The organism is Paenibacillus sp. JT22N12, from assembly GCF_056269365.1.
Genome location: NZ_JBWDNU010000004.1, coordinates 776,894 through 792,124, shown reverse-complemented (window position 1 = coordinate 792,124; position 15,231 = coordinate 776,894). Strand labels below are relative to the sequence as shown.

At 50.7% G+C, this 15,231-nt stretch carries 6 protein-coding genes; all 6 read right to left on the bottom strand.

The window, feature by feature from the left end; translation table 11 throughout:
* Positions 1 to 1,104 (bottom strand): permease, encoded by a 1,104-nt coding sequence (locus tag AC0YOA_RS19055; RefSeq protein ID WP_475787912.1) that lies wholly within the window; start codon positions 1,102 to 1,104, stop codon positions 1 to 3.
* Positions 1,105 to 1,133: 29 nt separating this feature from the next.
* A complete protein-coding gene (locus AC0YOA_RS19050; RefSeq protein ID WP_475787911.1) occupies positions 1,134 to 2,330 on the bottom strand; it encodes a HupE/UreJ family protein in 1,197 nt (398 codons plus the stop codon).
* 87 nt (positions 2,331 to 2,417) lie between these two features.
* Positions 2,418 to 10,745 carry an S-layer homology domain-containing protein gene (locus AC0YOA_RS19045; RefSeq protein WP_475787910.1) on the bottom strand — a complete coding sequence of 2,776 codons (8,328 nt, stop codon included), beginning with the start codon at positions 10,743 to 10,745 and terminating at the stop codon, positions 2,418 to 2,420.
* 586 nt (positions 10,746 to 11,331) lie between these two features.
* Positions 11,332 to 13,431 (bottom strand): class I SAM-dependent methyltransferase, encoded by a 2,100-nt coding sequence (locus tag AC0YOA_RS19040; RefSeq protein ID WP_475787909.1) that lies wholly within the window; start codon positions 13,429 to 13,431, stop codon positions 11,332 to 11,334.
* 135 nt (positions 13,432 to 13,566) lie between these two features.
* Entirely contained in the window at positions 13,567 to 14,130 is a 564-nt protein-coding gene (locus tag AC0YOA_RS19035; protein ID WP_475787908.1) for a GNAT family N-acetyltransferase, read from the bottom strand.
* A gap of 118 nt (positions 14,131 to 14,248) precedes the next feature.
* Complete coding sequence (locus AC0YOA_RS19030; RefSeq protein WP_475787907.1) at positions 14,249 to 15,193, bottom strand: serine O-acetyltransferase; 945 nt, start codon at positions 15,191 to 15,193, stop codon at positions 14,249 to 14,251.
* Positions 15,194 to 15,231: the final 38 nt, after the last annotated feature.

Genomic DNA, 15,231 nt, shown 5'->3' with positions numbered 1-15,231 from the left:
TCACTTCAGCACCCAGGCTTCAAGCGCCCATGAACCCGCATAGACAAATACGAATACGAGGGAAGCCAGCAGCAGGACGAACTTCGTTTTGAATACCGCCAGCATCATCAGCAGGCTTTTAAGATTTAACATGGGTCCGAATACCATAAATGCGACAAGCGCCCCTTTGGAGAACGTCGTCATGAAGGATTGCGCAACGAACGCGTCTGAAGTCGAGCATAAAGAAAGGATAAAACCCAAGCCCATCATGAACAGGTTGGAACTGCCCTGGCCATGCCCTAAAGCGAGCAAGCTGTTCTGCGCAACGAAAGTTTGAAGCAATGCTACCAGCATCGCGCCAAACATCAGATACTTGCCCATGTCAAAAAACTCGCTTACCGAATGCCCCATTAAATCTGCCAGCTTGCTCCGGGCCGGGGAATGAGCATGTTGATGGACATGATCGTGATGGTCGTGGTTATGATCATGATCGTGGTGGGCGTGATTATGATTATGGGCATGATCGCGATGGTCGTTATCCTGATGATGATTCTGCGATCCGATTCCTCTCAGCACGTCCGTACGCACATAGCGGTATACCATCAACCCGACGACAAGCGCCACGGCTAAAGCAAGTCCCATCCGGGCCCAAACGATTTCCGGTCGGCTGCGAAAAGCCGTCCAGGTAGACCAGAAGACGATGGGATTCAGGATCGGCCCGACCAGAATAAAAGCTGACGCTGCATGAAGGGGCATCCCTTTTCGAATCAAATTCCTTACAGCCGGAACCATTCCGCACTCGCAAATGGGGAAAATGATCCCGATGAGTCCTGCCACAAGTATGCCCAGCAGCGGATTTCTTGGAATCAATCTGCGGATGAATGCGTCCGAAACATAAACCTGAAGAACAGCGGAAACAAGCACGCCGATCAGGATAAAGGGCAGCGCCTCCAATATTACGCTGACAAACAAGGTTTTAAATATTTGCAATCTGGGTTCTCTCAAGGCTTCTCCCGGTGTATGGCTTGAGAAGTAATAGAGAACACAGATTACGGAAAGAAACAAGACTGCAAACAACCCTGCGTTCGATTTGCGCGGTTGTGTCTGAGCAGCAGCTTGGTGCAATCGTATCCCCTCCTGGGCCGCTTCCTGCCTTATCCTGTGAACGCCCGTTCAAACAGCCATACTCCACCAAGAACAAGCGCCACTCCGGAACCTGCAAGAACATATTGTCTGGCATATTTATAACGGTGAAGCAGAGCCAATAACGGAATCAACACCGCGACAATGGTAATTTGAACCGCCTCAATTCCCAGATTAAAACTGATCAAATCAACCGCCATTTCTTTTTTGGGAATGTCCATTTCTTTGAGAATATCAGCGAAGCCCATACCATGAATGAGCCCGAACAAAAAGGTCAGCACCCAGCGGTGCGATACGTTTTGGCGGATGATATTGTCGAGCGCGACATAACAGATGCTCAGGGCGATGCCCAGCTCAACCAGCCTCGGAGATACATGAAGAATTCCGAGAACGGTTATGGTTAGTGTCAGGCTGTGCGCAAGCGTGAAAGCCGTAATCATCGTTGCATACTGCTTGAAGGTTTGCCGCGCGATCAGCAGTGAGAATAAAAACAACAGGTGGTCGTAGCCGCCGAGAATATGGTGCATCCCAAGCGTAAAGAAGGAAAACCATCCGGACATGGCACCGCCGCCGTTTTCGGGTTGTTCCGACGCAGCAGCAGGATCAGCTGGCGCAGCATCCGCTTGCTCGCTTAGATTCTGCGGCAATCCTGAATATTCCGCATCCATCAGCTGCAGCACCCAGGTGCGGTTGTTGGCCGACAAGGCCGATGTGCTTTTCTGCGTTCCATAGTTGACGGTCAGCAAATCCACATAGTTGGTTTTACTGTCCTCCTTGTACAAATTATCCGTTAAGGATATCGACTGGGAAGCAGTGACAGGCGGATATATGACAGTGAGAGCCATCTTGGAAGCATCTCCCTGACGGATCAGCACGAAGCTTTCAATCTCAGACCAGGCTTGCGGCTCGCCTCCAATTTTGAGAATAATGTTTTTTTGAAGGATATCCAGCATCTTATTTTTTACAGCATCGAATTCCCCTTCATCCAGCATCTTATTGTCGTCGATGTCGCCGGCAGCCAGCTCAATAACAGACAATTCATCGAGAGAAAAGGTCATTTCCGTTTGTTCTTTGGTTAAGTTAAGGGTGTTATAGGCCGCACTGTAAGCATGGGCATTTGCCACTTCTTTGAAAGGAAGCACGGATAGGGCAAAAGCAGCCAGGAAGATCAGCGTGATTCGAAAAGCTCTGGTTGGTCGTACAAGCATGATTTTCCTCCAGGGTTGAGGGTAGATTTGATAGAAAAGGAGGATACCATTCTTTCGAATGGCATCCCCTTGAAACTACGTCGCCCTTTATTCCTTTATTACGTTATAAATGACTTGTGCTGCCTCCGCGCGCGTTGACTCGCCCTTCGGAGCAAACTCGCCTGATGCGCGGCCTTTGATCAGTTTAAGATTGGCTGCAGCCTTGACAAAATCGGCCGCCCAAGGAGAAACCTTGCCCATATCTTTGAACGCAGTTTCTGCAGTGGCTTCCGGCTTGGCATTATGGAGCAGCTCGTAAGCCTTCATCATCATAACGACCATCTCTTCCCGGGTGATCGATCCGTTCGGGTCAAAGACCGTTTCACTCCTGCCTTTTATGATACCTGCCTTATAAGCCTCACTGACTGCATCGGCATACCAAGCGTCCGATGCCACATCCGTGAATCTAATGTCCGTTTTCTCCGTGAGTTTCAATGCTTTCACAAGCATCGTTGTAAACTCTGCACGGGTAACTGTTCGGCCAGGCTCGAAGGTTGCAGCGCTCGTGCCGTTAATGATTTGCTTGGCGATGAGTTCCTGCACAATACTGTAGGACCAATGAGAAAGCGGCAGATCCACAAATGACTTGCTGATCTCAAGAACGGCGTATTTACTGAAGTGGCTGATTTGGGCTACAAACTCGCCATTCGCATATTGTCCACCGATATACTCCAATGCTCCGCTGTCGGAGATGTAATATATTCCCGCCAATTTCGGATTAATGCCTGCATCAGCCTTCAACCGGATGGTAATCGGCTGATCGAATTGAGACAGCTTGACCGTGTTCCCGTCAGCTGAAGTGATAGACAAGCTCAATTCGTATATTTGTCCCGACAGCTTGACGACGGAGCTGCTGGAATTTCCGCCTTGCTTGAGAACAGCTGACGCTTCTTCGCTGCTGAGCGGTTTTAATGTCAGCGATATTGAACCGTCCTGCAATTCCGAAGCGGTGAGCTTGCCCTCAAGCTGCTTGATAACGGCCGATGGAATGCTGAGCGTTATCTCATCAGATGCTACTTCGAGCGGCTTGTCTCCCAGCAATTCTGCCGAATTGGACGGCAGCTTGACTTCGGTTATCGTCGAAGCAATCGACACTGTCCCGCTGTCCTTCAGCTCGTCACCCAAAACCGTCTTCGTCGTTCCATCCTCAGTCACAGGCTCAGTGCTTGAAGGCGGCTGAGTACCTGAATTCGGATATTGATACGGAATATCGGTTTTCGCCGGTACCGTCACTTCAATCGTGACCGTATCCGCGCTCGTGCTGTCCGCGGTCTTCGTGACCGTCAGCACCACGCTCACTTTCGTCTCCGCTGCCGGTGGCACAATTGTGCCGTCGGTTTGGATGACGCCCGTATTGCTTGAGCTCTTAATCGCTACCGTGAAGCCGCTTGGGACGCTTGGCAGCGTCAGTGATGTCGCATCCTTCACAGGTGCGTCGATGCTGGTCAGCTCCGCTGCTATTTCTGCTGCGGTTGGACTTGGGGCGGCCGATTTCGCCGGTACCGTCACTTCAATTGTGACCGTATCCGCGCTCGTGCTGTCCGCAATCTTCGTGACGGTCAGCACTACGTCCACTTTCGTCTCCGCTGCCGGTGGCACAATCGTGCCGTCGGTTCCGATGACGCCCGTATTGCTTGAGCTCTTAATCGCTACCGTGAAGCCGCTTGGAACATTTGGCAGCGTCAAGGTCGTCGCATCCTTCGCAGGTGCGTCGATGCTGGTCAGCTCCGCTGCTATTTCTGCCGCGGTTGGACTTGGGGCGGCCGATTTCGCCGGTACCGTCACTTCAATTGTGACCGTATCCGCGCTCGTGCTGTCCGCAGTCTTCGTGACCGTCAGCACCACGTCCACTTTCGTCTCCGCTGCCGGTGGCACAATCGTGCCGTCGGTTCCGATGACGCCCGTATTGCTTGAGCTTTTAATCGCTACCGTGAAGCCAGCCGGGACGCTTGGCAGCGTCAAGGATGTCGCATCCTTCACAGGTGCATCGATGCTAGTCAGCTCTGCTGCTATTTCTGCCGCGGTTGGACTTGGGGCGGCCGATTTCGCCGGAACCGTCACTTCAATCGTAACGGTGTCGGCGCTCGTGCTGTCCGCAGTCTTCGTGACGGTCAGCACTACGTCCACTTTCGTCTCCGCTGCCGGTGGCACAATCGTGCCGTCGGTTCCGATGACGCCAGTATTGCTTGAGCTTTTAATTGCTACCGTGAAGCCAGCCGGGACGCTTGGCAGCGTCAAGGTTGTCGCATCCTTCACAGGTGCATCAATGCTAGTCAGCTCCGCTGCTATTTCTGCCGCGGTCAGATCCACAGCGGACACTTTCATTTCGGTTGTATTTCTGACACGCAGCCTGTCTCCTTCTGCGTACTTGCCCGAAAGAGCCACCGTTTCTAGCGTATCGCCTACCTTTATGGCCGGAATCGGACCACTCTGATTGACAATGTAACCATCCACAAATACGAGAACTGGCCCGCTTCCATCATTGATGATGAAGGAATTGTTATCCGGGATGGTTTGGACGGTACCCGATACTTTTACCAATTGCCCCTGATAACTATCGGAAATGGAATCCTTGGTAGACACGGTCTTCGGTTCGACCGGTGTTCCACTGCTCACCTTGACGATGCTGTTGGCGAATCTGTCAAACTCCAGCTCGGTGTTGTTCTCAAAAATTTTCTTGTGGCCGTAGATTCGGACCACATCGCCCAGAGCCAGACTGCCCTCCGGAATTTCGTTATATGCCATAATTCCTCCGGTATCGTCTTGCACATATACCGCATCGAAGAATACTCCGGCAGCCGTCGTTACTTTTCCTTGTACGACAAATGGCATATCTTCAGGTCCTTGACGCGCATCGCTGATGCTGATGAGCTTCGGCTCCAGATGGGATAACCAATTCATGGAGTTGAGAGCAAATTCATTATTCCCCTTCGGATCGAAGGACTCGTCCATCTGTTTATCGTTAAAAATATTCATTCCGGATACGATAATTCTTCCGCCGCCGCTCAATGTTTCAGATGCGATAGCAGGGATTACGGAGCCGCCCGTCAGATCAGCAGGTGCCGGAGACGGCACCACCAGATACTGCTGAGTATCGGGTTTAACCTGCCCTCCAGAAATCTGGAACGTCGATTCGTTGCCTCTTGCCAGAATGGTAACGGAATCACTATCCGTGAGAGCCGCTTTATTGCCGCTTCCATCGTTTTTGGCCAGACTTGCTCCGCTGTAATACTCGATTGTCGACACGAAGTCGGTCAGGTAGTTGCTTAGGAGCCCCGGATGCAAACGAACCGAATAGTTCGACGTAAGCGGAGTGCTCCAAAAGTTTCCGTATGCCGTCTCATCCGCAATACCGTCGTTATTGACCAGTATGGTCGAGCCAACAGCATCCAGAATCGGATTCAGAGCTTGATTGGCGCCTCCATAATTGCTCTTGTCGGCGAGCCACAGCGAACCGCCATTATCTGTAAATTTCTTGATCGCTGCGATTTCATCCGTACTGTAAGCTGAAGCGGGATGAGAGATATACAGCACAGATACATTGCTCAGGACAGCATCAGTCAGTGTCGATGGATTTTCTGCCACCGTATACCCCTGCTGTCTCATCTGGGTAGTGAACAACTTCAAGTTGTCCTTGTACGTTCCTGTATCCAGCGTACTGTTCTCGTTATGCTTCGAAGCATCAATCAAGATTGTTTTGCCCAGTGGCGTCTTGATCGTGAACTGCTGCACGTACTTATTCTCGCCCAGATCCTGATCGGCAGTTAACACCACAAGTATAGAATGGCTGCCAGTTGGCGGCGATGTCCAAACGACACTTGCCGTGGCATTCTGACCGGAGGCAATCGATCCGACTTCAACCTCTCCGATCGGGTGCGTCAGATCATCGTAATAGAAAGCAGCCTTGACATTCGTAACATCAACGCTTCCCATATTGGCTAATCCGGCATTCAGAGTTGCTGGTGTGCTGCCAACAATTGCACCGTCTGCAGATGTCAAATTACTGACTCTTACAGATACCGGCTCTTCGGGCGACCAGAACGGTGCGGAATACAGCCGGTCTCCGTCCGCCTGGGTTGCACGAACCACAAACCACTGCTGCCCGCCAACGACATTTACGGTTGGAGTCCAATGGAATGAAGTGGATTCAGAAGTAGGAGTAAACGTATCGATAACCGTTCCGCCATTGGTAACCAACTCAACTTTGGCAACATTATCATTGGTTACGGTCTTTAAATAGCTGTATTTCGGATCGCTTTTCTCTTCCCATACGGAATCGCTCCCCGTAATATCAAACGACAAGGTTTTTGTATCGACTGTCGACCCCATATACCATCCGCTCGCCAGAGCGTCAAGCTTGGCATTCGGGTCTTCAGTCAAGTAAACTCTCATCTTGCGCATGGCATCCAGCAGCGAATCCTGAGTAAGGTTCTTCGAAACAATGACTGTGCGCTGCTTCGTTTGACCCCAGGTGGCATCGTGGTTGTCTTCTCCATAAGTCGGAGCGATATGCCATCCCAAATCAAGAGCGCTGAAGAATTTATCCTGTGAATTGGCATAGGAATAGTTCCCTGAACCATTGCCGACCTCCAGCATCGTAAACAGCTTATCCACATTTTTGTCGTATGGAATGAAGTTGTTGAATGAGGTTGTCGGCGCGTTCGGATGATTGAATTGTGCTACGATGTTGTCATAAGTCATAATCCAGGCATAGTAGCTCTGAAGATCCTGATATTTGCCATTATCCTGCATACGATCGATAAAGTTATCGGTCCCGAATACGTTTGAGTGTCCCCATGTAGTAGATGTCATCTCAAATGCCGGGAAAACCACAAAGCTGCCGTCCTTGGTGTACTCGCTGGCTACGTCTTTCGTTTCCTGCCAGTCGGTGCCGCCTGTTCGTTCAGGCATCCCGTTGTGGTCGACAGAATCCGTTCCCGTGAGATCCGAATCAATATCATGAGAGTGGTCAGAGAAAGCAAAGAAGTCGTAGTCATGCGCCAAAGCGGCCTGTACGGCCTCAACCGGCGTACCTGCAGCATCGTGCGAGATATTCGTGTGATTGTGGGTAGTGCCGTAATAGTGATTGCCGCCGGTAAAGCGCTCAGCAATCTTGAAGGTCCAGGACTGGGTAGTCTCATTGTCCAGAAGATCCTTGACCTTGACGGTGACAGTGTGCTCTCCGAAGCTCAGATCATCTGCAGCCGTTAGCGTCAGACTAAGTGCGCTGTCTGAAGCTTCCGCCTTGGAGGTAATGTCTGTTCCGTCGATTTGGATACTAAAGCCTGCCGAAGCCGTCGTATTAATTGCGTTCGGATCCTCCCAGTTCAGAGAAATGACAGGATGCTGCGTTTCGATCTCTTCATTTTGACCCGGGACAAGATTGTAAACCTCCGGACCGTCGGTATCCTCGACCAGAGGAACCTCAATCGGATTCGCTGCAGTTCCCTGCGATTTGATATCGCTCAAAGCCACCGCTTCAATGTAATAGTAGAACTTGTCCGCCGGAACGTCGGCATTTAAGATCACTCCGTTATAGCTGTGGTTATCTCCCGATAACAAAGGCACCGCTGTATATGCACTGTCGGACTCGCCTCTATAGTACAAAGTAACCGAATCGGCATATTGGGCCATCGCTTTAAAAGTGACATCTGTATGGATGTAGGCTTTCACAAGCGGCGTATGGCTTAATTGAAGCTCGCCCCTTACATCTGCCGAATTGCGCGGAAGCACCATATAACCTCCCGTATAGGGAGAGGTCAGTTTCGATTGGCTTACAATTCCCGAAAATGTGTAAGTCTCGCCAAGGTTGACGGCTCCGCCTGCAACGTCAATACCTGTGAGCGCCAAAATGCTTACAATGGCAGAGTTCGTACCGTCCGTCACCGTTACGTTATAGTCGTCAACATTGACAGGGATGTTCGTCACCTGGGCTTTAAAGGTTACTAGCTTGCCTTCAAGCGCCTCGGCAGACGAATAATTCGACAATTGGTCCAACGTGACAGGAATGGCCGCCGGCGCCGTATCTGCGCCTTCATCCGTAATGGAAGAAGGAACAAACTGCGAGGTGCCCGCAGTAAACACCAAACGTCCGGTAACCTTGTATTTCTCGCCTTTAAGTACAGCGGCGGTTAATCCGCCGATCACGTTAATGGCTCCAGTTGCATCCTGGAGATAGAAATTCGTATTTTCTTTTCCCAGCGCCTGATTATCGCTCGTCGCTACACCTTCAATGGTTGTATTGAAGCCAATATTCAGGGGAAGTCCATTCTGGTCATTCAAACGAAGCTGGCCAATTGTGGTCACCGCGTTAGCGTCAGGCGCTGTATCCACACGGGTATAAGCACTTTCCCTTACGGCATCCGTATGCGTCAAATACACATATGAATGATTGCCGGCATCGTTGAAGGTCAGAGCAAAAGAACCGTCTGCAGACGCAGTCGTTGTTCCGGCAGATGTGATGGCACCATCATCAACAACATAAGCTTTAACGTTTGACGATCCAGGTACGGACCCTGCCACTCCTGCTGTGGTCGCTGTTCCGCCCGCATTCGCAAATGAGATTTTGGCGGAATCTGGCTGCGCCATATACTTCGAGTTTCTAATAATAATCTCTTTCGGATCTTTGGAATTGCCTGGAATGTTCATGACAAAGTTCTTGGAATTATCCTTCGTGAAATAAGTGTCATTCAATCCCAGAGCGCCGCGCGGATCAGATCCGATTTCCGTCTTGCGCAGCATTGAACCGCTGGCGATCAATGATGTGAAGAACGGGGTTCCCCAATGCGATGTATCCAGCTTGAACGTTGAAGTACCGTTTCCGAATACGGCAAGATCTATCAAATCAGGATCCGTATCGCTTGTAACTGCCGTCGTCTTGTGGGCCAGAATAAGATGCCCCCCGGCGGTCGCGCTTGGTCCAAGAGATGAAGACTGATCTGCAGGCACAGGCAGATCAAGCGGAGCAGCTGCCGTGGTTGATCCTGAAATCAAATAATATCCATGTGCCTTGATAACCCCCGTCAGCGGAGTCGTATTGCTGGCAAAAGAAGTTGCAGTCGCAGAGCTGTACGCCAGGCTCCACTGTCCGCCAAAGTTAATATCATGATCGGTTGTATTGTACAGCTCAAAAAACTTCTGCTTGTAAATGGCGGAGGCGGTCCCATTCACATAAATCTGGCTGAAAATGATGTCGCCCGGATTGTACACAGTGCCGTCAGCCATATTAACGATCGTCTTGTCGCTCTCCAATTTGCCCATTTGCTTATCGGTAACGCTGATTTGAGAATCATGGCCGGCATTTGATATCGTCAGCTCAAAAGCCCCATCAGCTCCGGCCGCGGTGGTGCCTGCAGCAGTGCCGTCATTGTAATAGGCGTAAACCGCCGAATTCGCGGGTGCCGCGCCCGGCAGTCCCGTTATCTTCGTGTAATCGGTGAACGAGATTCTGGATGCATCCGGCTTGATGCTCTTCGGAATCGAGACCGTGACCTTATCGCTTTCCTCTTTCTCCCCATCCTTAGCCGAAATCCGGACGCTGGTGTCGTGATTCGGGTTGCTGATGCTCAATCCGAACGCGCCCAATTCATTTGCATTAACCGTACCAGCCGAAGTGCCGTCTGTGTAATAGGCATATACCGCCGCACTGACAGATACTGCTCCGGCCGCTCCGGTTACTGTTGTGTAATCGTCGCTGAAGGTGATTGCGGACGTATTTGGAGTGGCAGTCTTGCCTTCCGATGGATCGGGATCGGTGGAGCCGTCGATAGGGTCGCCCATAACAACGATTTCAGATATTCTACTATTTCCGGTAGAGCCAATTGTTCCACCATTGATAGCCGTCGTAGTATAGTTTTGCCATCTAATATATACAACGGACTGATTATCGACTGCACTTGTCAAAGAAAGACCATTAACCATAGTTGCATTCGAGGTCGTCTGAGAAAATGTCCCATTGGGCACATCCGTGAAGTTCTGCCCATCCAGACTGTATTGAATTTTAAAATCTCTTGGCCCAGTTCCTGTTCCATAGTTTTTAGAGGAAAGCAGCAGATTGGTGAACCCAATAGTATTTATCTCTGCTTGCCAATAACCTGGTGAAGTCTCCCAGCCATTGGTCCAGATCGTATGGCTCGTATCCGTGTAGCTCAATGTCCGATTACCGCTTATTGTGAAACTAGCGCTGCTTAAATTGTCCGCAGTGCCGCTCGTTGCAGGGAAAGTACTCCCTCCTGCTGTAAAAGACCATCCGGCAACGGTTTGCGAAGCCGCATATGCTTTGTCAATCAAGCCGGATGGGACAACCAGCGTAATGAGGATGATCGCAGCCACGGCCAGACTGACCCATTTCTTATATTTTCCATACCATTTTTGCACGCAGTATACCTCCATAAATACAATTCTTAAGACTTTCTCGTTCCTCATTGCTCTTCCATAGAAAAATTGCTAAAGTTAACTGATGACCATCTCATGAAATGGGAAATAAACCCAATCATAAGGTTGTCGCACAACAAGCCGTCTATTCATGCGCCTCGCCAAAAGCCATAGAATAGACGGTTTTTAATTGTAGTCTTCTATTTCATAGATCCCCACCTTTACTGATGAATCTCTCTTGGGCTATCCATTATTTAAAAAAATGTCGCATTTGCACGGAATCAGCTTTAAAAAATGGACATTTGTTCAAATTGATGTGAACAAAAAGAAAAATATGCCTGTACTGGTTACTATAACATCGGTTTGTTTTGCCACTGTAAAGCGGTCCAAATTATTTCTGAAGACGAAACACACACTTCCATCTCAGTCACGATGCCAAGCATAACAAGCCTGATTGACTTGTTCCTGCTCCTCATTCGGCGGCTTGCGCTCATGAATCCTTCGCTGCAAACCTCACTCATCGTATGGGTGCAGGCATACACAAATAAGGGGAATGCCTGTTATCCAGGCACTCCCCTTTCTACTAAAACTATTGCCGCTCCGCTTTCTCAATCACAATCAAGCATGTACTGTCCGGCAGCGGAACCGCATTGCCCTGCTCATCCGAAATCTCGACTTTGCCCGCCAATGCCTCCGTATATCCCTCCTGCAGGTAACTGCGGCTTTTCAGAATGACCGCCTCTTCTCCCAGCTCCGCTGCAATAAATCCGGTATATTCAGATAGCGTGAAATAACCGAATTGTTCCTGAATCTCATGTACATAAGCCTCTTCTCCCCATGTATAGGTATACAGAAACTCCATCGCATCGTTTACCGGCAGAAGCGCCTTATCCCCGGCAAGCTTCTCAAACAGGATCCGGCGCCCCGCGAAATCCTTGCTGTACCGCTCCAGCCACTGCATCCCGTCTTCCCTCAGAAAACGGATGATCCGCTTCTGCTCCGCTGGCTCCGTCATGATGCCGTCCCGGATAATGATGCGCCCGCCCTCTGACAGCACATCGAATGCGCTGCGCAAGGCCATTGCGATCGTATCCCGGTTAAATTTGCGGCCGCCCATCGGAATATAGGAATACAGCTCGTGAAGGATTGAGGAGAAAATAACCGTATCGATGGTGCCCGGCTCCACATATTCCTTGAGATTCAGCGCATCGCCCTGCATAACCTCCCAGCGGCGGCTCTCCAGCTGCTTCTTGCGGCTCAGGGCTTCCACGACATTCGTGGAAATATCGATGCCGACCGGCTTCACGTCCGGCAGTCGCTCTTCTATCAGATCCAGCAGCACACCTCCGCCCGGTCCAATATCCAGCACCCGCTCTCCGACGATATCCTCCAGTATCACGCTTTTGTAACCGGCTGTCCGATTCATATCGCTCAGATAAACATCCTCATTATGAAAACGGTCATACGCATCGCGGCGCAGCCCGAACAGATCAAACAACAGCAGCACAGCCTGCTCATAAATGGCCGACTTCTCCGCCTCCATGCAAAATTCAATCAGCTTCCCGGCTGCAGGAGAGAACACGAACTCGAAGAATACCGTATCCGGTATCCCTTTCTTCCTCCCCGCATGATGCGCCAGATGAGGATTATCCAAGGTGCATTGTCCGTTTTGTAGCTCTGTCCACGCCAGTCCGCTCAGGTATTTCTCAATAATACGCTTCTTGTAAATATTGATTTTCTTCGCGCCTTTATAGTCATAATACATCGCATTCATCAGCTTCTCGAAGCTGATATGCTTCACATCCCCATGCTTGCCCGCAGGCAAGGTGAGCGCCATTACTTTCAGAAACTGCTCCAGCGAGAAATCCTGCAGCGCTGGCTCCGCATACCAGAAGGTTGTACCGGAGAGAGGAGAGAACAGCGCATCAAGATCATACAAGCCCGCAAGCTTGTCATATTCCGTATCAAAGTCTTCGCCGCGCCCGATGGATAAGGATCTCATCCGTCTGAGCCGGTCGGCAAAGACGGCTTCCCCGTTCATATAATTGTATGCCACCTGATGGATGCGCTGCTTCACCTCATCCTCCACCTCTCTCCAGAGCGGCAGGGAAACAGCGCCAATGACGCAGGCATTCAAAGTGACCAGCAGGCTTTGCAGCTCCTCGCCCGTGATCCAATCCCCGTTCACGAGGCTGGACAGCAGCACGCTTTCGGAATCCGGCACTTCGCCCCGTATTTGCTGGCCGATCAGCCCATGCCCCTCAATAAGCCGGTGAATGACAATGGTTCTGCTGTCGGCCGGATTGACTGGGTCATGGCCGGAATCGGAGTGATGCCGCAGATACAGCTGCGCGCTGCCAATGTTGTGTACGTAGCAGTTGATCCCCTCGGACTGCCAGCGGATACGCTCGCGGGACGTTCCCCCTTTGGCCGTCTCGGACCAGATCAGGACTTCCTCCAGCACATCCTTCATCCAGAAGGAAACTCCCGATGCGTCCAGCAGGCGAAGGCTTCTCTCCACATAATCCAGCACGGGATTGGCATGCGTCAGCTCCTCCAGCGAATCAATCCGTTCCATATTGACGATCCGCTCTTCGGCCGAGACGATATAATGCAGCCACGGATATGACTCCCGATCATTCAGCTTATCCTGGCGGTAGTTTTCAATAGCAAGCAGAGATTTGAGCATGCCGGTCCTCCTGTTAGCAGGTTGTAAATAGACGTATATCTATACGCATTTGTTACGGGTAACATATAGTAAACATACCGTTTGGAGTTTTATGGGTATTTATATAATGAAATGGGAGAGATGCAAATAATGTCATCAGGTAACACCTTTAACAACTTCCACGATACATGGATGAGTGGTGCGCTCCCGCGCTGCCGAATAAATCGAGTGCTGATTATTGAATATATAGACATCCTTCTGCCAGACAAATCCAAGCTTCTCCGCAACCCGGATCGAAGCCGTATTACGGGGGTGAATAATGCTGATCAGCCGCGAAAGCCCCAAATGCCCAAAGCCGTAATCCCGGCAAGCCAGGGCTACCTCCGTCGCATACCCTTGCGACCATAATCCCCGCTTGATATGATAGCCGATCTCCACTTCAGGTCTGCCCTCGATTTGCTGGGCAACCAGGCCGCAGTCGCCAATGCAGGCGTTGGTCTCCTTCAGGCAGACTGCCCATAGCCCGTAACCATCCTTAAGATACCGGGTCTGATTGCGTTCAATCCAGCTCCTGGTCTGACTGCTTGTGAAGGGAGCCGGATAAAAGCTCATCATGCCCGGCTCCGCGAAGATATCATGCAGTGCAGGCAGATCCTCATCCTGATAACATCTAAGAACCAAACGCTCTGTTTCGAGAATGACCGCACCGGCATCGCCCACGCTTTCCACCCCCTCTTCCTCACTAGGATTATCCGCTGAATCCGCCCATAAAGACAAAAAGACCAAGGATTTCCCCTGATCTTTTATCCTGCTTCATCCAACACTGGAAAACAAACCGTTAAATAACCCAATCGGCGATGAATTCCTGAATAAATTCCCGCGGTGTATGGCCTTTAAAGACCAGCTCCGGATTCTTCACGCTTACCCGGGTCCCCACCGGAACCGATGTGGTAATGAATACATTACTGCCGATAAGCACGCCTTTGCCGATTACGGTCTCTCCGCCCAGGATCGAAGCGCCGGAGTAAACCGTTACCTCATCCTCGAGCGTAGGGTGCCGTTTGACGCCGCGAAGGGTCTGCCCGCCTCTGGTTGACAGAGCGCCGAGGGTAACCCCCTGATATATCTTCACGTGATTGCCGATCGTTGTCGTTTCCCCGATAACCACGCCAGTTCCGTGATCGATGAAGAAATAACTGCCGATCGTGGCGCCCGCATGAATATCAATTCCGGTTACGCTGTGCGCATACTCCGTCATGATTCTTGGCAGAAGAGGAACGGAAAGCAAATATAGCTCATGGGCCATACGGTAGATGCTTACAGCCAGAATCCCCGGATAAGAAAAAATGATTTCGTTGGTATCCTTGGCTGAAGGGTCGCCGTCGAAGGCTGCCTGGACATCCGTGGCCAGAACGGTCCGCAGCTCCGGGATTTTGCTCAGGAACGCATAGATGATCTCATCTGATTTTTTCCCGATATCCGGGCACAGGTCGCCATCCTGGCTCTCCTGCAGCTTAAGGACGCAGCTTAGCTGTTCGTGAAGCTGCTCGTGAATATTAATCAGCATATCGCCAATATGGTATTCAATCGTAGCGTCGCTTAGCTTCTGCTTGCCAAAATAGCCCGGGAACAACAAGCCCCTGAGCAGGTGGATAATCTCAATAATGCTGTCTCTATTGGGAAGATCAGCCGAATCAAGCGAAATGGTCTGGGGGTGCTCTCTATGACTGGCAACAATGTCTTTGACTAGGCTGTCGATCTGTTTATGAAATATTTGGCTCATAATATCTCCCTCTATAATGAGTGCGTAAGCTTCCAAAT

Excerpts from the sequence above, each read along its gene's own strand:
- AC0YOA_RS19050 (WP_475787911.1), bottom strand. The coding sequence starts at position 2,330 with ATGCTTGTACGACCAACCAGAGCTTTTCGAATCACGCTGATCTTCCTG.
- AC0YOA_RS19040 (WP_475787909.1), bottom strand. The coding sequence starts at position 13,431 with ATGCTCAAATCTCTGCTTGCTATTGAAAACTACCGCCAGGATAAGCTG.
- AC0YOA_RS19030 (WP_475787907.1), bottom strand. The coding sequence starts at position 15,193 with ATGAGCCAAATATTTCATAAACAGATCGACAGCCTAGTCAAAGACATT.